This is a genomic window from Rhizobium sp. CCGE531, from assembly GCF_003627795.1.
In the GTDB taxonomy this organism is placed as follows: domain Bacteria; phylum Pseudomonadota; class Alphaproteobacteria; order Rhizobiales; family Rhizobiaceae; genus Rhizobium.
In genome coordinates, this window is sequence record NZ_CP032684.1 from 2428437 (window position 1) to 2446117 (window position 17681).

Annotated in this window: 18 protein-coding genes; 7 read left to right on the plus strand and 11 right to left on the minus strand. The window is 61.4% G+C overall.

Annotated elements, in window-relative coordinates; all coding sequences use genetic code 11:
- The first annotated feature begins 22 nt into the window (after positions 1-22).
- Genes CCGE531_RS11835 through CCGE531_RS11845 form a run of 3 tightly spaced genes read left to right on the plus strand, consistent with a single transcriptional unit; the run spans position 23 to position 1741 of the window.
- Positions 23-403, plus strand: a complete 381-nt coding sequence (locus CCGE531_RS11835; RefSeq protein ID WP_120664334.1) for a hypothetical protein — start codon at positions 23-25, stop codon at positions 401-403.
- Positions 387-941 carry an RNA polymerase sigma factor gene (locus CCGE531_RS11840; protein WP_120664335.1) on the plus strand — a complete coding sequence of 185 codons (555 nt, stop codon included), beginning with the start codon at positions 387-389 and terminating at the stop codon, positions 939-941. The genes CCGE531_RS11835 and CCGE531_RS11840 overlap by 17 nt, the downstream gene beginning before the upstream one ends.
- Entirely contained in the window at positions 938-1741 is an 804-nt protein-coding gene (locus CCGE531_RS11845; protein ID WP_120664336.1) for an anti-sigma factor, read from the plus strand. Before CCGE531_RS11840 ends, CCGE531_RS11845 begins: the two co-directional genes overlap by 4 nt.
- Before the next feature lie 214 nt (positions 1742-1955).
- On the opposite strand, the gene CCGE531_RS11850 is transcribed toward CCGE531_RS11845, so the two are convergent.
- The 4 genes from CCGE531_RS11850 to CCGE531_RS11865 are packed head-to-tail and all read right to left on the minus strand — an operon-like array spanning position 1956 to position 4231.
- Positions 1956-2327 carry a nitrile hydratase accessory protein gene (locus CCGE531_RS11850; RefSeq protein ID WP_120664337.1) on the minus strand — a complete coding sequence of 124 codons (372 nt, stop codon included), beginning with the start codon at positions 2325-2327 and terminating at the stop codon, positions 1956-1958.
- The gene (gene nthB, locus CCGE531_RS11855) at positions 2314-2973 is read right to left on the minus strand and encodes a nitrile hydratase subunit beta (RefSeq protein ID WP_120664338.1); all 660 of its coding nucleotides are present in this window, start codon (positions 2971-2973) and stop codon (positions 2314-2316) included. The genes CCGE531_RS11850 and nthB overlap by 14 nt, the downstream gene beginning before the upstream one ends.
- Positions 2970-3614 (minus strand): nitrile hydratase subunit alpha, encoded by a 645-nt coding sequence (gene nthA / locus CCGE531_RS11860; RefSeq protein ID WP_120664339.1) that lies wholly within the window; start codon positions 3612-3614, stop codon positions 2970-2972. The genes nthB and nthA overlap by 4 nt, the downstream gene beginning before the upstream one ends.
- Positions 3615-3637: 23 nt before the next feature.
- Positions 3638-4231: a LysE family translocator gene (locus tag CCGE531_RS11865; protein WP_120666752.1), complete on the minus strand. Its 594-nt coding sequence runs from the start codon at positions 4229-4231 to the stop codon at positions 3638-3640.
- Between the two features lie 205 nt (positions 4232-4436).
- Between CCGE531_RS11865 and CCGE531_RS11870 the strand changes: the two genes are divergently transcribed.
- Positions 4437-5282 (plus strand): aldo/keto reductase, encoded by an 846-nt coding sequence (locus CCGE531_RS11870; protein WP_120666754.1) that lies wholly within the window; start codon positions 4437-4439, stop codon positions 5280-5282.
- A gap of 2 nt (positions 5283-5284) precedes the next feature.
- Here the strand turns inward: CCGE531_RS11870 and CCGE531_RS11875 are convergent, their stop codons facing one another.
- From CCGE531_RS11875 to CCGE531_RS11885, 3 genes are all read right to left on the minus strand, one after another.
- A complete protein-coding gene (locus CCGE531_RS11875) occupies positions 5285-6316 on the minus strand; it encodes a capsular biosynthesis protein (RefSeq protein ID WP_120664340.1) in 1032 nt (343 codons plus the stop codon).
- An 89-nt stretch (positions 6317-6405) separates the two neighbouring features.
- A complete protein-coding gene (ilvN, locus tag CCGE531_RS11880; RefSeq protein ID WP_120664341.1) occupies positions 6406-6978 on the minus strand; it encodes an acetolactate synthase small subunit in 573 nt (190 codons plus the stop codon).
- A gap of 89 nt (positions 6979-7067) precedes the next feature.
- Entirely contained in the window at positions 7068-8861 is a 1794-nt protein-coding gene (locus CCGE531_RS11885) for an acetolactate synthase 3 large subunit (RefSeq protein ID WP_120664342.1), read from the minus strand.
- A gap of 342 nt (positions 8862-9203) precedes the next feature.
- On the opposite strand from CCGE531_RS11885, the gene CCGE531_RS11890 reads away from it, so the two are divergent.
- Positions 9204-11234 (plus strand): ATP-binding protein, encoded by a 2031-nt coding sequence (locus tag CCGE531_RS11890; RefSeq protein ID WP_120664343.1) that lies wholly within the window; start codon positions 9204-9206, stop codon positions 11232-11234.
- Here the strand turns inward: CCGE531_RS11890 and miaA are convergent.
- Complete coding sequence (gene miaA / locus CCGE531_RS11895) at positions 11219-12133, minus strand: tRNA (adenosine(37)-N6)-dimethylallyltransferase MiaA (protein ID WP_120664344.1); 915 nt, start codon at positions 12131-12133, stop codon at positions 11219-11221. The two genes, CCGE531_RS11890 and miaA, sit on opposite strands and share 16 nt — an antisense overlap.
- Between miaA and serB the strand changes: the two genes are divergently transcribed.
- Both serB and CCGE531_RS11905 read left to right on the plus strand, forming a co-directional pair.
- Positions 12132-13022 (plus strand): phosphoserine phosphatase SerB, encoded by an 891-nt coding sequence (gene serB / locus CCGE531_RS11900; RefSeq protein ID WP_120664345.1) that lies wholly within the window; start codon positions 12132-12134, stop codon positions 13020-13022. The two genes, miaA and serB, sit on opposite strands and share 2 nt — an antisense overlap.
- Before the next feature lie 31 nt (positions 13023-13053).
- Positions 13054-13635, plus strand: coding sequence for a GNAT family N-acetyltransferase (locus CCGE531_RS11905; RefSeq protein ID WP_120664346.1), 582 nt, complete (start codon positions 13054-13056; stop codon positions 13633-13635).
- Between the two features lie 4 nt (positions 13636-13639).
- Here CCGE531_RS11905 and CCGE531_RS11910 read toward each other — a convergent pair whose 3' ends face one another.
- From CCGE531_RS11910 to hflK, 3 genes are all read right to left on the minus strand, one after another.
- Entirely contained in the window at positions 13640-15364 is a 1725-nt protein-coding gene (locus tag CCGE531_RS11910) for a DegQ family serine endoprotease (protein WP_120664347.1), read from the minus strand.
- 192 nt (positions 15365-15556) lie between these two features.
- Complete coding sequence (locus tag CCGE531_RS11915; protein WP_120664348.1) at positions 15557-16495, minus strand: protease modulator HflC; 939 nt, start codon at positions 16493-16495, stop codon at positions 15557-15559.
- Positions 16495-17619, minus strand: a complete 1125-nt coding sequence (gene hflK, locus CCGE531_RS11920; protein ID WP_120664349.1) for an FtsH protease activity modulator HflK — start codon at positions 17617-17619, stop codon at positions 16495-16497. The genes CCGE531_RS11915 and hflK overlap by 1 nt, the downstream gene beginning before the upstream one ends.
- Between the last annotated feature and the right edge of the window lie 62 nt (positions 17620-17681).

Here is a 17681-nt window from a genome sequence, read left to right on the forward strand (position 1 = left end):
CACCCACCCAAGGAGAAACATCATGAAGACCATGCGATTCCTGGCAGCGCTCACCGCGGCGTCAGCCTTTGCCACTGCCGCTTTCGCCGCTGCCCCCGTCAAGACGGTCGAAAGCGCCAAGGGCAAGGTGCTCGCCGGCGAAAACGGCATGACGCTTTATACGTTCAAGAACGACAAATCAGGCGAATCCAATTGCAACGACGATTGCGCGAAAGCCTGGCCGCCGCTCATGGCCGATGGCAAAGCCAAGGCGGAGGGTGCATATTCGATCATTACCCGCAAGGACGGGAAGAAACAGTGGGCAAAGGACGGCATGCCGCTCTATTTCTTCGTCAAGGACGCAAAGTCCGGTGATGTCGCCGGCGACGGTTTCAAGGGCGTCTGGAATGTCGCGAAGCCCTGATGGGAACGACAAGGGCGCGGCGGGAGCCTCCCCCGCGCCCGATAGCTTCGAGGCGGAGGTGCTGGCGCTCCTCCCCTCGTTGCGGCGCTATTCGCGCAGCCTCGCCCGCTCGGATGCCGATGGCGAGGATCTGCTTCAGGATTGCGTCGAGAAGGTTTTGACCCGGCGCGGCCAATGGCGCGGGCTGAACCTGCGCGGCTGGGTCCTCACCATTATGACCAATCTCTATCGCAATGGACTGCGCCAGCAAGCCAATCGCAGCTTTGTCGATATCGACGACAACGGCGATCTGCCTGCAGCCGAGACGGACAACGACCCGCTGCAGCGGTCCCGCCTGGAAACGGCGCTGAACAGCCTTAGCGAAGAGTATCGCGCGGTGCTGATGCTCGTCGTAGTCGAAGGCTACAGCTATCAGGATGTCGCAGACATGCTCGACATTCCGATCGGCACCGTGATGTCGCGCCTGTCGCGCGCGCGCCGGAAGATGACCAGCCTGTTGAACGCAGACAACGTTGTCACGCTTCGGAGACCAAGATGAACGAACGCAAACCGACCGTGACCGAAGCGGACCTTCACGCCTTTGCCGATGGCCTTCTGGCACCGGAAAAGCAGGCGGAATTGCAGGCATGGCTGACCGAAAATCCCGAGGACGCTGCTGCCGTTACGGCATGGCAGGTCCAGAACGATGACATTCGGGCGATGTTCTCCCCCTATGCCATCTCGAAGGATGGCGACGCCGACCTCTTTTCGACAAGCAGAAACATGTCGTCTGCACAGGCGACTACGCCGCAACCAAGCCGCAAGCTGATGATACTCGCCGCCTCGCTGGCATTATTCGTCGCCGGTGCGGTTGCCGGCCGCTTCGGTCCTGATCTTTTCGCACGGCCCGAATTGCAGCTGACATCGATCGAGGCATTGCCGCAACAGGCGCATTCGGCTTTCGTCGTCTATGCCAGCGATGTCCGCCACCCTGTCGAAGTCGGCGCGGATCAGGAGGCGCATCTCGCCACCTGGCTCGGCAAGCGCATGAATGTCGCCGGCCTCAAGGTGCCGAGCCTGCAGACACTGGGCTTCCAGCTGGTCGGCGGCCGGCTGCTGCCGATCAACGGTACGCCCGGCGCCCTGTTCATGTATGAAAATGCCAGCGGCCAGCGCCTGACGGTGCTGGTGGGGCACAATAGCGGCAACACCACGACCAGCTTCCGCTTCGCCAGCGACAAGGCGGTCGAGACCTTCTACTGGATCGATGGCAATCTCGGCTATGCCGTAACAGGCGAGATCTCGCGCGACATGCTGCGGCAGGTGGCGGACGAGTGCTACAAGCAATTCTCGTCCTGACGGCCGCACGAAGACCACTCACCCGCCCTCGTGGTTCGAGACGGCCTTTCAGGCCTCCTCACCATGAGGGCTAGTCTTTTGTCCATGTCGGCAAAAAGAAGCCTCATCGAATACGGCTCTCGCTCCATCCTCACCCTGAGGTGCGAAGGCCCTGAGCTTGTCGAAGGGGGCGGAGCCTCGAAGGGCGAGGATGGCCCCAGGGGAGCCTGTCCCTTTAGCGCTGCGGGTCGTTTTCCAGCACGATCGGCTTTCCATGCGGCGTAGCCTCCGCCGCACGTTGCCAGCTTTGTTGCAAAACCAAAATCGCATCGGCATCGGCAACGCCCTTCGCCACCAGCAGGCCCGAAAGCGCTGCCACCCAGCAATCGAAATAGTCGCTGCCGTCGGGCGCACGGCCCGGTTTGCGCACTTCCGCCGACAGCCGTTCGGCCCATTCGCTCCAGGCAAACAAGCCCTTCTCATGCAGATGCACCGTCATCGCAAAGGCATCGGCCGCCCACGGCGCCGGAAACACCGGCTCGCCATCGGCTGACTTCGGCAGTCCGGGCGACTGCGACAGCGGCGAGGCAACCTCACACGCGCTCAAGATAGCTCTCCCAGGCATCGATCGAGACCGTCAACGAGGGATCGGCCCCCTCGCCCCAGATCTCTGCACCATCGAAGACCACCGTGTAGACCCATTTCGGATTTTCGCCCCGGCCGTGAGCATTGTCGTCGGGGAAGACGAAGGAGCCCTGCACCGCTTCGACGACACCTGTCTTGGCGCGGGCGTAGCGCGGCAATCTGGTATGGCCGGTGGGATTGAAGTTCTTGGTGCGTATGTGATCGCCGACGGCAAAGAGCGGGGCGGCATCGACCGGCCGATCGCAAGGGCCGCCCTTGGCTAAGACGCCATCGACCATATCCGCCTTCAGAACCCGCTTCGGCGCCCTACCCTGTTCGAGCGAACGGCCGGTGCGCAACTCCTCCGCCGTTGCGAAGCCATGCCGCTCCAGCAGCGTGTCGATGGCGCGAGTCCAGATCTCGTAATAGCTGGCGCCGAGATAGCTCGCCGGCGGAATGTTCTCGCGCGCGTGCCGGCTCTCATCGATATTCCAGGCACCGAAGGCGCCGCAGGAGAGCGTGATGCCAAGCGCGCGTTTTTCCCATTCGGCATGGAAATAGGGCTCGTTCGGTTCCGGGGCGACCGGGCCGAATCCCATCTGGCCACCGAGATCGTGCGGACCGTTCATCGTACCGCCTCCGGCGCTTTGGCGACTGCTGTTCCGATCATGGCATCGCGACTGACGAGATCCGCCAGCGCCGCCTCGTCCATGCCTTCGGAACCCACGGGCCGCTGCGGTATCACCAGATAGCGAAGTTCCGCCGTCGAATCCCAGACACGGATCTTCGTCTCCTGCGGCAGCGTCAGGCCGAATTCGGCCAGCACGCCGCGCGGATCGATTACCGCACGCGACCGGTAGGCCGGCGCTTTGTACCAGACCGGTGGCAGCCCGAGCACGGCCCACGGGTAGCAGGAGCACAGCGTGCAGACGATCAGATTATGCGTTTCCGGCGTATTGAACACCGCGCACATATGCTCGCCCTGACGGCCGCTAAAACCGAGGCTGGCGATCGCCGCCGTCGCATCTCGTCGCAGCCAGTCGGCAAAGGCGGGATCGCTCCAGGCTTTCGCCACCACCTGCGCCCCGTTGCGCGGCCCGACCTTCGTCTCGTAGGTCTCAACGATACGGTCGATTGCCGCCGGGTCGATCAGGCCCTTTTCCGTCAGCAACGTTTCGAGCGCCTTCACGCGCGCCTGCATGTCCGAATAGTGGTTGTCGTGGTGATGCTGGTGATGGTCTTCGTCATCATGCGAGTGTCCGTGGGACATAACCGTCTCCTGTTTCTTGCCGATTACTTTAGCATCGGCCAGAGACTGAGCACCAGCAGGACGGCCATGCTTATGTTGAACCATTTGAGCCGAACGGGATCGGACAGCCAGTCGCGCAGTACCGAGCCGAAGCCGGCCCAGGTCGATACGCTCGGCACGTTCACGGCGGCAAATGCCAGCCCGACGAGAAGAACAGTGAAGAGATAGAGCTGTTCGTTGGTGTAGGTCGCCATGGCGGTGACGGCCATCACCCAGGCCTTGGGATTGACCCATTGGAACGCGGCGGCGCTCGTGAAGCTCATCGGCTGCGCGGAACCTTCGCTCTCCGTAAGGCTGCGCGAGGTGCCGATCTTCCAGGCGATCCAGACGAGATAGGCGCCGCCCGCGAATTTCAGCGCTGTGTAGAGCGCCGGCACCGTATGCAACAACGCGCCCAATCCCAGGCCGACGCCGAGCAGCAGCGAGAGAAATCCGACGCCGATGCCGAGCATATGTGGGATGGTGCGCCGGAAACCGAAATTCACGCCCGAGGCAAACAGCATCATGTTGTTCGGCCCTGGGGTGATCGATGTCGTGAACGCAAAAAGTAGAAGAGCCAGAAATGTATCCAGCGCCATGATGCCTCCAAGGACACCGTGCCCGACAAAGGGCGGCATCCAAAATTCCTCTCATGCGCGCCAGATGCGGCGACGCATATCCGCGCGACATTAATTCGCTCATGGTCTGAAAGCCATAGGGCCTTTGTCACGGTGACATGGAGGACATCGATTGAAATCCGCCAGGATGGATCTATCCTTCGGCTTTCTGCAGCGAGGACAGACCATGCGTGAGCCCATTCCCACCGTCACCCTCCCCTCCGGCATCGCTGTTCCCGCACTCGGCCAGGGGACATGGAACATGGGAGAGAATGCCGCGACCGCCCGGGACGAGATCGCCAGCCTCAAGACCGGCCTCGACCTCGGCATGACACTGGTCGACACGGCGGAAATGTATGCAGATGGCGGCTCGGAGGAGATCGTCGGCAAGGCGATCGAAGGGCGTCGCGACGAAGTCTTCCTGGTCAGCAAGGTCTATCCCGCCAATGCCAGCCGCAAAGGCGCGGTCGAAGCCTGCGAACGCAGCCTGAAGCGCCTGAACACTGACCGCATCGATCTCTATCTGCTGCATTGGCGCGGCAACTATCCGCTCGAAGAGACGGTGGAAGCCTTCGAAGGCTTGAAAGCCGCCGGCAAGATCGAGGCCTGGGGCGTCTCGAATTTCGACGTTGATGATATGGATGAATTGCTTTCCGTGCCGAACGGCGGCAATGTCGCCGCCAATCAGGTGCTCTACAATCTCGCCCGGCGCGGGATCGAATATGACTTGCTGCCCTGGTGCCAGGAGCGCGGCATTCCGATCATGGCCTATTCGCCGATCGAGCAAGGCCGCCTGCTCCATCATCCCGAACTGATCCGCATCGCCAAGACCTATCAGGCCACGTCCGCCCAGATCGCGCTTGCCTTTCTGCTGGAGCGCGACGGCGTGATATCGATCCCGAAATCCTCGAACCCACAGCGCATCGAGGAAAACCGCGACTCGATAGATGTCGACATGACAGACGAGGATTGGGCCGTCCTCGACGCCGCTTTCCCGCCGCCATCGCGAAAGAAGGCGCTGGACATGCTGTAAGCTTAGACCGCCGCCTTCTGCTGCGAGATGATCAGCTCGATCGCTCGAAATACATCGATCTCTCGCCAATCGGCGGGATCGCGATAGGTCGGATAAAGCGAAAAGGCGGCGGCGGCGATCTGGTCGATAGTCCGCCGCTTCGTCCGACGCCCGGCAAGCGCGGCTTTGGTATAGACACCGAAACGATCTTCGGTCACGCCCCAGCCCGCATAGAAGGGCGCGGCATAACAGCGAACCGGAATGCCGCGCAGCAGCGCATCGAAGCCGAACTGGCTCGAGACCGTCCAGACTTCGTCGACCACATCGAGAATAGATGCCACCGACACGGCATCGTCCATCATCACCACATCGCCTTTGGGCACCGAGCCCGTAAGATATCCCTTACGGAGCCCGGCCATCACATCCGGGTGGGTACGAATGAGGCATTGTGCATCGCTCGCCAGCCCATCGGCGAGCATCTTCTCGAACGATGCATTTGAACCGAGTGCCCTACCGACGGAAACGTCACCCACGACCTGATCGACAAGCAGAATGCGCCGCTTTGCCGTTCGCTCGATGCGCGGCGTCCGATGCGGAAGATGATTGTATTTCGAAAGCTTATTGAGAACGATCTGCTCGCGGATGGCGCGGCCGAGATCTTCGACCTGCCCGGCTTCCTCTATCAGTCGCTCGAGCCGCGACGGCCTGTTTGCATCGACGGGCAGGCCAAGATCGTCGATGACGATGGAAAGCGGAATGGCGCCGGTCTTGCCGAGCCCCACGGAGCGCAGGAAACCATCCTCCAGATGCCAATGCGGCAATCGACGGAACCGTGCAATCCTATCCGCCATTTTGGCCGGTGCGCGGCCGCCCCAGGAAACGATGCCGCCTATGCCTGGAGAAAGGAGCGATGCGAGCTTCCGTGAGCCAAAATAATGTCCGAGCCAAGGGAAGTCGCCACGGACGAAAAGCGCGGCACCGAGACGCATATCCGCCGGCGGATGCCAAGGCTTTTCGCCGATATCTGGCAAAGTCTCGCCGGCAAGAACTGCCACCTTATTTCCCCGCTGCAAAGAGCCCGCTGATCCGGGCCGGACGTCGCAAGGCTAAGCGACGCCCGCTGACCGGTCAACGATGCGGGCTCTTACATCCCCTGCGAGCCGCGGTTCATCGCGGCAATGCCGGTGCGGCAGACTTCGATGAGGCCGAGCGGCTTGATGATGGCGATGAACTGATCGATCTTCGAGGACTTGCCGGTGATCTCGAGAATGAAATGCTCGACGGTCGCATCCACCACCTTGGCATGGAAGGCATCGGCGAGCCGCAACGTTTCGGCACGCATCTCCCCGCTTCCGGTCACCTTCAACAGCGCCACTTCGCGCTCGATCGGCCGCTCCTGGCCGAGTTCGCGGGCGCGCACCGTGAGATCGACGACGCGGTGAACCGGAACGATGCGCTCAAGCTGTGCCTTGATCTGCTCCAGCACCTGCGGCGTGCCGCGCGTTACCACAGTGATCCGCGACAGATGCGCCTGATGCTCGGTCTCCGAAACCGTGAGGCTTTCGATGTTGTAGCCTCGGCCGGAGAAAAGACCGATGACGCGGGCAAGAACGCCCGGCTCGTTATCGACAAGCACCGAAAGCGTATGGCTCTCGACTGCAGCCGTTTCCGGCGAAATGAAGTAGGCGGAGCCCGTGGGTTGAAGGTGTGCGTTCATTATCCTTGTTCCGTTTCCTCGGTTCTTGTTCGGCATGCCGGCGAGATCGGCTGCTGGGACACGGCTTCTGCCGCGCCCCGGCTTATCGATCAGACGAGCTGGCGACCCTTGGCGTCGATGGCGTTGGCGACAGCCTCGTCGGTCGCTTCGTCCGGTAGCAGCATTTCGTTGTGCGCCTTGCCCGAGGGGATCATCGGGAAGCAGTTGGCGAGATTGGCGACACGGCAATCGAAAATGACCGGCTTGTTGACGTCGATCATCTCCTGGATCATGGCGTCGAGTTCGCCCGGCTTTTCGCAGCGCAGGCCGACGGCGCCATAGGCTTCCGCGAGCTTGACGAAATCGGGCATCGCTTCCGTGTAGGAATTGGAAAGGCGATTGCCGTGCAGCAGCTGCTGCCACTGGCGCACCATGCCCATGTACTGGTTGTTCAGGATGAAGATCTTGATCGGCGCATTGTGCTGGATGGCCGCCGACATTTCCTGAATGCACATCTGGATCGAGGCGTCGCCGGCAATGTCGATGACCAGGCTTTCCGGATGGGCGATCTGCACGCCGAGCGCCGCCGGCAGGCCGTAGCCCATGGTGCCGAGGCCGCCCGAGGTCATCCAGCGGTTCGGCTGTTCGAAACCGTAGAACTGCGCCGCCCACATCTGGTGCTGGCCGACTTCGGTCGTGATGTAGGTATCGCGATGCTTGGTCAGCTCATAGAGGCGCTGGATCGCATATTGCGGCATGATGACGTCGTCGTTCGGCTTGTAGGCGAAGGAATTACGCGCACGCCAGCGGGCGATGTTGCCCCACCAGTCGCCAAGACGATCCGCGGCCGGCTTCTGCGGCAGCGCCCGCCACAGGCGAACCATGTCTTCCAGAACATTGCCGACATCACCGAGGATGCCGATATCGACATGAACGTTCTTGTTGATCGACGACGGATCGATGTCGATGTGGATCTTCTTCGAATTCGGCGAGAAAGCATTCAGACGGCCGGTAATACGGTCGTCGAAGCGCGCGCCTATACAGACCATGACGTCGCAATCATGCATCCCCATATTGGCCTCGTAGGAGCCGTGCATGCCCAGCATGCCGAGCCAACTCTTGCCCGATGCCGGATAGGCGCCGAGGCCCATCAGCGTCGACGTGATCGGGAAGCCGGTCAGCTCGACCAGTTCGCGCAGCAGCTTCGAGGCTTCCGGACCGGAGTTGACGACGCCGCCACCGGAATAGATGACCGGCTGGCGCGCATTCTTCATCAACTCGATCGCCTGGGTGATCTTGTTGAGATCGCCCTGAACCTTCGGCTGATAGCTCTTCTGTGCATCATGCGCTTCCGGCGGCGTATAGGTGCCGGTGGCAAACTGAACATCCTTCGGAATGTCAACAACAACAGGACCGGGACGGCCTGATTGCGCGATGCGGAAGGCTTCATGAATGACGGCGGCGAGCTGGTTGACGTCCTTGACCAGCCAGTTGTGCTTGGTGCAGGGCCGCGTGATGCCGACCGTATCGCATTCCTGGAAAGCGTCCGAGCCGATCAGCGAAGTCGGAACCTGGCCAGTCAGGCAGACCAGCGGGATCGAGTCCATCAAGGCGTCCTGCAGCGGCGTGACGGCATTCGTCGCGCCGGGACCGGAGGTGACCAGCATGACGCCGACCTTGCCGGTGGAGCGGGCATAACCTTCGGCCGCGTGGCCGGCGCCCTGCTCGTGGCGAACGAGAATGTGCTGGATGTCGTCCTGCTGGAAAATCTCGTCGTAGATCGGAAGCACCGCGCCGCCCGGATAACCGAAGATGTGTTCGACGCCGTTGTCCTTGAGCGCCCGCAACACGATCTCCGCGCCTGTCATTCGATTGCCGCTCGCCTGATTATCTGTGCCGGTCATACGTTTGTTCCGCTGTCTGCTGGAGGTTTGGAAAGATGAAATCTCGATTTCGGGCATAAAAAAAGGCCCCTTGGGGAGCCTGTCATCTAGCGCATGGGTGGCTATCGCCGGATGGTTACACCATCCTGCCCATGCGCTTTCCCACCACGATAAGAACGATCGAGTTTTTCATGGGGCGAAGTGATAGACAGAAAATTTCGAAGCGTCAACGCGTCAAGCAATAAAAAATCGCGGCCCCACCGAAAGCCTATAAGCAGAAACCCTTTAAAAGCATGGGCGACCGACAGGATTTTGTTAAGCCGCCGTCTCTATGCTCCGGCGTCGAATAGTTGGGGTAGCTGTTTGCTGAACAATGATCTGCAGACGTCCGGCAAGGCTGGAGATTCTGATCGCCGCGACAAATTGAAACCGGGAAATCGCTTCCTCGGTCGTGTCGTCGCGTGCAACGGCTCAAGAGCAACGATCGCCGCCGTCGCCGAGGCCGGCGGGACCGACCTCACCGAACTCTGGTCGGTCGGCAGGCTGATTTCCATCAGCGTCGGGTCGAACCGCGTGGCCGCCCTCGTCTATTCGATGAACACCCAAAGCGTCGGCTGGGGCGAAGAACAGGACAATCTCTTCCGCATCGAAGTCGAACTTCTGGGCGAGGTCCATGTCGGGCCTGATGGCCGCGAGGAATTTTCGAGCGGCATTACAGCCTACCCCTATCTCGGCGCGATTGCGCATCGCATCCGTGCCGCCGATCTCATACGCATCTTCGATGCCGGCAAGGATAGCAGCTGCGTCATCGGCAAGCTGACGCAGGATGAAAGCATCGACGCCGCCATTCATATCCCCTCGATGCTGTCGAAGCATTTCGCCGTCGTCGGCTCCACGGGCGTCGGCAAATCCACCGCCGTCTCGCTGCTGCTGCACAAGGCGATCAGCGCCGATCCGAAACTGCGCGTGCTGATCCTCGACCCGCACAATGAATTTGCCTCCGCCTTTCCCCGGCACGCCGTCGTCATCGACACCGATACGCTCGATCTGCCCTTCTGGCTGATGCGGCTGGAAGAATTCAGCGAAGTCGTCTTTCGCGGCCGTCCAGCGGTACCCGAAGAGCTCGATGCGTTGCGCGACCTCATTCCGGAAGCAAGGCGCGCCTTCCGCGGCAGTGATTCAAACCTGATGCGCCGCCAAACGGAAAAGTCCTCCGTGACGGCGGATACACCGGTTCCCTACCGCATGGCCGATCTGCTGGCGCTGATCGACGAGCGCATCGGCCGGCTGGAGGGCCGCCAGGAAAAGCCGCATCTGCGCTCCCTGAAAATGCGCATCATCTCGGCGATCAACGATCCGCGCTATCACTTCATGTTCTCCAACAATACGATCACCGATACGATCATGGAGACGATCGCCAAGATCTTCCGCATTCCTGGCGACGGTAAGCCGATCTGCACGTTCCAGCTGGCCGGGATCCCTTCGGAAGTCATCAATTCCGTGGCCTCGGTCCTCTGCCGCATGGCGTTCGAGCTGGCGCTCTGGAGCGACGGCGCGATCCATATGCTCGTCGTCTGCGAGGAAGCACACCGCTACATTCCCGCCGATCCGACGCTGGGCTTCTTCCCGACGCGCCAGGCCATCGCCCGCATCGCCAAGGAAGGGCGCAAATACGGCGTATCGCTCGGCATCATCACCCAGCGCCCAGGTGAGCTCGATCAGACGATCCTCTCGCAGTGCTCGACGCTCTTCGCCATGCGCCTTGCCAATGATCGCGACCAGGAAATCATCCGTTCGGCTATCCCGAACTCCTCGATCTCGACGACCAGTTTCCTGTCCTCCATAGGCAACGGCGAAGCTATCGCCTTCGGTGAGGCCATTGCCGTGCCGATGCGCATGCGCTTTTCCCGCGTGGAAGACCATCTGCTGCCGAAAGCAAGCGGCAGCACAGCGAAGACCAGCGAGGATTCTCCGGATACGGTCGATCTGCGCACGATCATCAGCCGCATGCGCTCGATTACGGGTCCCGATATCAGCGCCTTACAACAGAACTACGGCGCCGCAACGGACATGGCAACCGAGATCGGGAATGATTTCGACGATCTGCCTTTCGTGCAGACAACACCACGTACAGCGGAAGCCGATGCGCCGCCGATCGAACCCTATCGTCCCGACATGCTGCCCGGCACGGCCGCCCAGCAGACTGCAGCGCCGGCGCAGACATCGATCGACAGCAGGCTTGCGGACCTGCGCCGCGAATTCCGAAGCGGCGACACGGCCGCGCGCCCGACGTCTGCAAGAGAACCCCTACCGTCGCTCAGGCGGGAACCCGGCCTTTCGCTGCGGGACAGTATCCTGAAAAAACCGCTGAGCAGTCTTTACGACAAGGATTGAGGCTGCAAGCTCAGGCGCTCCCAGCTCTCATCCATCTGATTGCGAAACCAGGTCATCTGCCGCTTGGCATATTGCCGCGTCGCCGCTGCTCCGGTTTCGATGACCTCTTCCCGCGTCATCTCGCCCTTCAGCATCGCGGCGATCTGCGACACGCCGATCGCCTTCATGACCGGCGTCTCCGGCGGCAGGTCCAATGCCAGCAAAGCCCGCACCTCCTCCTCCGCGCCCATTGCCAGCATGTTCTCGAAGCGGTTGTCGATGCGCTGGTGCAGCACGGCACGCTCGGGCAGGACAACGATCTTGCGGGCACGATCGGGATCGATGACCATTGGCCCGGACCTGCCCTGAAAAGCTGCAATCGACCGGCCTGTCGCCTCCATCACCTCCAGGGCGCGGACGATACGCTGTCCATCCTGCGAGTTCAGCGTCTCCGCAACGGCGCCGTCGCGTTCTGCAAGCTCGCGGTGCAGCGCCTCCGCCCCTTCCGCCAGCAGTCGACCACGAAGCCGGCTGCGAACCTCAGGCGGAATTTCGGGCATGTCGGAAAGTCCGCCGGTCAGCGCCTTGAAATAAAGTCCCGTGCCACCGACGAAGACAGGCATTCGCCCCTCGCCGCGCAGCTGCTCGACCAATTGGCTGGCCTCGCGCAACCAGACGCCGGTGGAATAGGCCCGGCCCGCCGGGACATGGCCATAAAGATGATGCGGAATGCCGTCCATATCGGCCTCGGAGGGCCGCGCTGTAAGGATGCGCAGGGTGTCGTAGACCTGCATGCTGTCGGCATTGATGACGACGCCGCCGTGCGAACGGGCCAATTCTACCGCCAGCGCGGACTTGCCGCTGGCGGTCGGCCCGGTTATCAGGATCGCGTCGATATTGCTCATAAGGTTTCTGCTCATGGCCTTCGTTGCCACGCTTATTGCCAATCCGTCAAACCCCGTTCTCGTTCCGGCCATCGCGGAACAGGCGGCCGACGCCGTCAAGGCATCCGGGCTTTACTGGCTGGCCGACGGCATTGCCTGCGATATCGCGCTTCGCGACGATACGGACCCGCAGGCCGCCGAGGCGAAGATCCTCGCCGTGATCGGCAGCAAGCCGATTGATCTCGTCATCCAGGAAGCCGCCGCCCGCCGCAAGAAGCTGCTGATTGCCGATATGGACTCCACGATGATCGGCCAGGAATGCATCGACGAACTCGCCGCCGAAGTCGGCCTCAAGGAGAAGGTCGCCGACATCACGGCCCGCGCCATGAACGGCGAGATCGCCTTCGAGCCGGCCCTGCGCGAACGCGTGGCTCTGCTGAAGGGATTGCCGATCTCAGTCGTCGACGATGTCATTGCAAAACGCATCACGCTGACGCCTGGCGGTCCAGAACTCATCGCCACGATGAAGGCGAAGGGCTACTACGCCGCCCTCGTTTCCGGCGGCTTCACCGTCTTCACCAGCCGGATCGGCGCGACCCTCGGCTTCGACGAAAACCGCGCCAATGTCCTGCTGGAAGAAAACGGCATCCTGACCGGCCTCGTCGAAGAACCGATCCTCGGCAAGCAGGCCAAGGTGGATGCACTGAACGATATCGCCGGGAAGCTCGGCATTTCGACCGACGATGCCCTCGCCGTCGGCGACGGCGCCAACGACCTCGGCATGCTGCAGCTTGCCGGCTCCGGCGTTGCGCTGCACGCCAAGCCGACGGTTTCAGCGCAGGCCAGAATGCGCATCGATCACGGCGATCTCACCGCCCTTCTCTACATCCAGGGCTATCGCAAGACGGATTTCATCAAACCATAGAACGGCGCTATCGCCGCGATCGGGGCTTCAGATGTTCATCACCGAAACCGACCGCCTTATTATCCGCAACTGGCGCGAGACGGATCGCGATCTGGCCTACGAGATCAACTCCGATGAGGCCGTCATGGAGTTCTTTCCCTTCCGCCGCAATCGTGCCGAAGCGGACGCTTTCTTCGATCGCGTTCACGCGATGATTTCAGAAACCGGGCTTGGTCTTTACGTGCTGGAACTCAAGGAAAATGGCGAGGCGATCGGTTATTGCGGACTGATGCGGACGGATCATCTGGAACCCTTCGTGCCGGCGGGCACGATCGAGATCGGCTGGCGGCTTGTGGCCCGACATTGGGGTAAGGGATTCGTCAGTGAGGCAGCACGGGCGCTCCTTACCCATGGCTTCGAAACGCTCGGCCTGGACCAGGTCGTTTCCTTTGCCGTGCACAACAATGTCAGGTCGACCGCCGTCATGGAGCGGATCGGCATGCATCGCGTCGAAGGCGGGGATTTCGATCACCCAAACGTCCCCGACACCCATCCCCATCTGAAGCGCCATGTCCTCTACCGCCTCGGCGCCGCCGAATGGCGGACGCAGCAGGCGAAACAAACGGAGCGCTGAACTCCTACTCCAGCGCGACGGCGATGAAGCGCAGGTCACCGTTCGGAGACGCAATCATCATCTGCGCATTGCGGCGGCCTTCGCGCTTCAGCGAGGCCACCTTCTCCGAGGCGGCACTCGGCGTCTGGACGAATTCCTGCGCCACTTCCACGACGACGTCGCCGGGTTTCAGGCCCTTGTCCGCGGCTGCCGAGCCGGGCGCCACTTCAGTGATGACGACGCCATCGACGCTATCGGCGATGCCGAAGCTCTTGCGGTTCTCGGCGGTTAGCGTCGCGAGCTTCATGCCGAGTATGTTCGAGGCCGCCTGGGCCGGTGGCTGAGCCTGCGGCGATTGCCGCGGATCGCCGCCCTGGCCCTGTCCATCCATGCCGTCATCGCTACCCTCATCGCCCTCGTCGGGATTAATGACACCGCCGTTGTTGCCATTATCGCCAGGCGCAAGCTGCGGCTTCTTGTTCTTATCGGTGCCGGCGGCTGCGGCTTGATCGCTGTCCTCCAGTCGGCCAAGGGTCACCTTGACCGTCTGCTCCTTGCCATCGCGGAAAATGACGACATCGACTTCCTTGCCGACGGGGCTTTCGGCGACGACGCGCGGCAGATCGCGCATCTCGTCCACATCCTTGCCGTCGAATTTCAGGATGATATCGCCGGCTTTGATAGAGCCGTTGTCGACCGGGCCGCCCTTGATGACGCCAGCCACGAGCGCGCCCTTGGCACCGGCCAGACCGAGGCTGTTGGCAACATCATCCGTTACCGGTTGGATGCGCACGCCAAGCCAGCCCCGGCGCGTCTCGCCGAAATCCCTAAGCTGATTGACGACACCTTCCGCCAGTTCGGACGGCACGGCAAAGCCGATGCCGATCGAGCCGCCGCTGGGGGAGATGATCGCGGTGTTGATGCCGATCACTTCGCCCTTCATGTTGAAGAGCGGGCCGCCGGAATTGCCCTTGTTGATCGCCGCATCCGTCTGGATGAAGTTGTCATAGGGGCCGGCATTGATGTTGCGGCCGCGGGCAGAGACGATGCCGATGGTCACGGACCCACCGAGGCCAAAGGGATTGCCGATCGCCATCACCCAATCGCCGATCCGCATTTTGGAGGAATCGCCGAACTTGACCGCCGTCAGCGGATGCTTCGGCTCGACCTTGAGCACCGAAAGATCGGTCTTCGTATCGGTGCCGATCAGCTTCGCCTTCAGCTTGGTGCCGTTCGGGAAGATCGCCTCGATATCGTCGGCGCCTTCGATGACGTGATTGTTGGTGACGATGTAGCCGGAGGGATCGATGACAAAGCCGGAGCCGAGCGAACTCACCTTGCGATTGCTATTGTCGTCTTTCTTGTTGTTGAAGAAATCGTTGAAGTAATCGTGGTAGGGCGAGTTATCCGGCACCTTCGGCGTCGCGGGCCCATCGCCCTCGTCCTTCACCTTCTGCGATGTGGAAATATTGACGACAGCATCCAGCAACCCCGAAGCAAGATCGGCAACCGAAGCCGGCCCGGCATTCACTGCCGTGTTTATCGCGCCTGGGTTCATCGTAGCCGTCGGCAATGCGGCCGGAGGCATCTGATTGTTGGTGACCGGCGCCTGGACACCCGCCGTCGCACCGCTATTCTGCGTCTGCGCATAAGCCTGTTCGGTAGCGCCCACAACGGGGCCGGCAATCAATGCCATGCTGGCCAGCAAGGCAAACGAACGGCTGAAAGGCAGGCGATTGGTCGAAGCCATCAGGCATCCTCATCGAGAAAGGGGAAATCTTGAATAAGCATCAACATAAGGCGGAATGATGAAGCGTGAAATCACCTTTTTGCGAAATCCCCGCACCTCCACGCCGACGATGCCGACATGGTAAAGGTGATGCGATCCGCCGTAAGGAAAAGGGCCGCCGTGAGGCAGCCCTTCCATTCCTTGATTGACGCCTTAGTTCGCTGATGGCGTCGGATTGGCAAGGGCCGGCGCCCCGGACTTGGGCGCGGAACCTACGGGACTGTCGAAATACTTGAAGAAGTCCGACTGGTTCGGCGGCAGGACAAGCGTCTTGCCACCCGAGGCGAGCGCCTTGTTATAGGCGGCCATCGAGCGATAGAACTCGTAGAAATTCGGATCGCGCTTCGAGGCGTCGGCGAAGATCGCATTGCGCTCTGCTTCGCCCTGACCACGCAGCACTTCGGAATCCTTCTGAGCGTCCGCAACGATCTCGACAACCTGACGGTCCGCGATCGCGCGGCGGCGCTGGCCTTCTTCATTACCGCGAGCGCGGATGAGTTCGGCTTCCGCCAGACGCTCGGCCTTCATGCGGTCGTAGGTATTCTGCGACACGTCCTGAGACAGGTCCGTGCGGCGGATGCGAACATCCTCGATATTGAGACCAAGCGTTTCCGCATCGCGATGCAGATCGTTGCGAACTTCCGTCATCATGGAGGCACGCTCGTTGGACAGCGCCGCTTCGAAGCCGCGCAGACCGTAAACACGGCGCAGGGCAGCGTCCAGGCGGGTCCTGAGACGCGATTCAGCCGCGTCGCGGTCACCCGAGACAGTCTCGCGGAATTTGCGCGCATCCATGATCTTGTAGACGACGAAAGCATCGACTTCATAGAACTTGCCGCCCGAGACCTGGACGCGAATATTGTCCAGGTCGAACCGCAGTTCCTGCAGCTGCACATACTGGACCCGATCGGCATCCATGAAGGCGAAAGGCAGCTTGAAGTAGAGACCCGGTTCCGTCTTGACGTCGCGAATCTGGCCGAAGCGCAGGACGATCGCCTGTTCGCGGGCATTGACCACGAACACCGACGAATAAACGAGCAGCAGCGCTACCGCGAGCGCGATGAGAATGGCTGGCAAACGGCTGGACGTCATTATTTGGCCTCCGGCTGAGTTGCAGCGGCGGGCTTGCCCGCCGGCGTCGTGGACTGCTTGCCGATTTCATTCAGCGGCAGATAAGGTACGACACCCTGCTTGTCGTCGATGATGATGCTGTTGGAATTACCGATGACGGACTCCATGGTTTCGATGAACAACCGCTTGCGGGTGACTTCCGGCGCCTTGACGTATTCGTCATAGATCGAGATGAAGCGCTGCGCCTCACCCTGGGCTTCCTTCACGACACGGTCCTTGTAGGCGGCTGCTTCTTCGCGGACCTGAGCCGCGCGACCGCGGGCCTGACCGAGCTTCTGGTTGGCGTATTGATTGGCCTCTTCCACCTGCTGGTCTTCGTTCTGCTCGGCGCGCTGCACTTCTTCGAAGGCGTCCGCCACTTCGCGCGGCGGCGACACATCCTCGATCGGCACGGCGTTGATGGAAATACCCGAGCCATAGCGATCCATCGCATCCTGGATGATATTCCTCACCTCGGTCGCGATTTCCTGGCGCTTGTCGCGATAGATGTCCTGGGCAGGACGGCGACCGACAACCTCGCGCATGGCGCTTTCGGCAACCTGCTGCAGCGTCTCGTCGGGGGTTTCGAGATTGAACAGATAGGATTGCGGGTTGGTCACGGTGTAGAGAACCGAGAATTGCACGTTGATGATGTTCTGATCGCCCGTCAGCATCAGGCCGACGGTCGAACCGGCGGTCGAGCGGCCGCCGATGTTGCGCTGCTGCTCGGTCACCTTGACGAATTCGATGCGGTCCATCGGCCAGACATGGAAGTGCAGGCCGGGCATGGAAATTTCCTCGCGCGGCTTGCCGAAGCGCAATTCCACGCCGCGCTCGTCAGGCTGCACCGTGTAGAGGCACTGGATCAACCAGAAAACGGCGATCACTGCGATGATGATAAGCACGACGCCTGCGTTGAAGCCACCTGGCACGAAACCCTTCAATCGGTCCTGACCACGGCGAATGATATCCTCAAGGTCCGGAGGCCCTCCGTTGCCGCTTCCTCGCGGCCGGTTTGGTCCTTGCCCCCAAGGTCCCTGATTATTTCCGCCGCCGCCGCCGCCCCAAGGGCCGCCGCCGCCGCCATTCTGATTGCTCCAAGGCATCAAAACCTCTTTGTTTGTTGACTCCCGATATCGCGCCGAATCCGCGGAATTCTTGGCTCGAG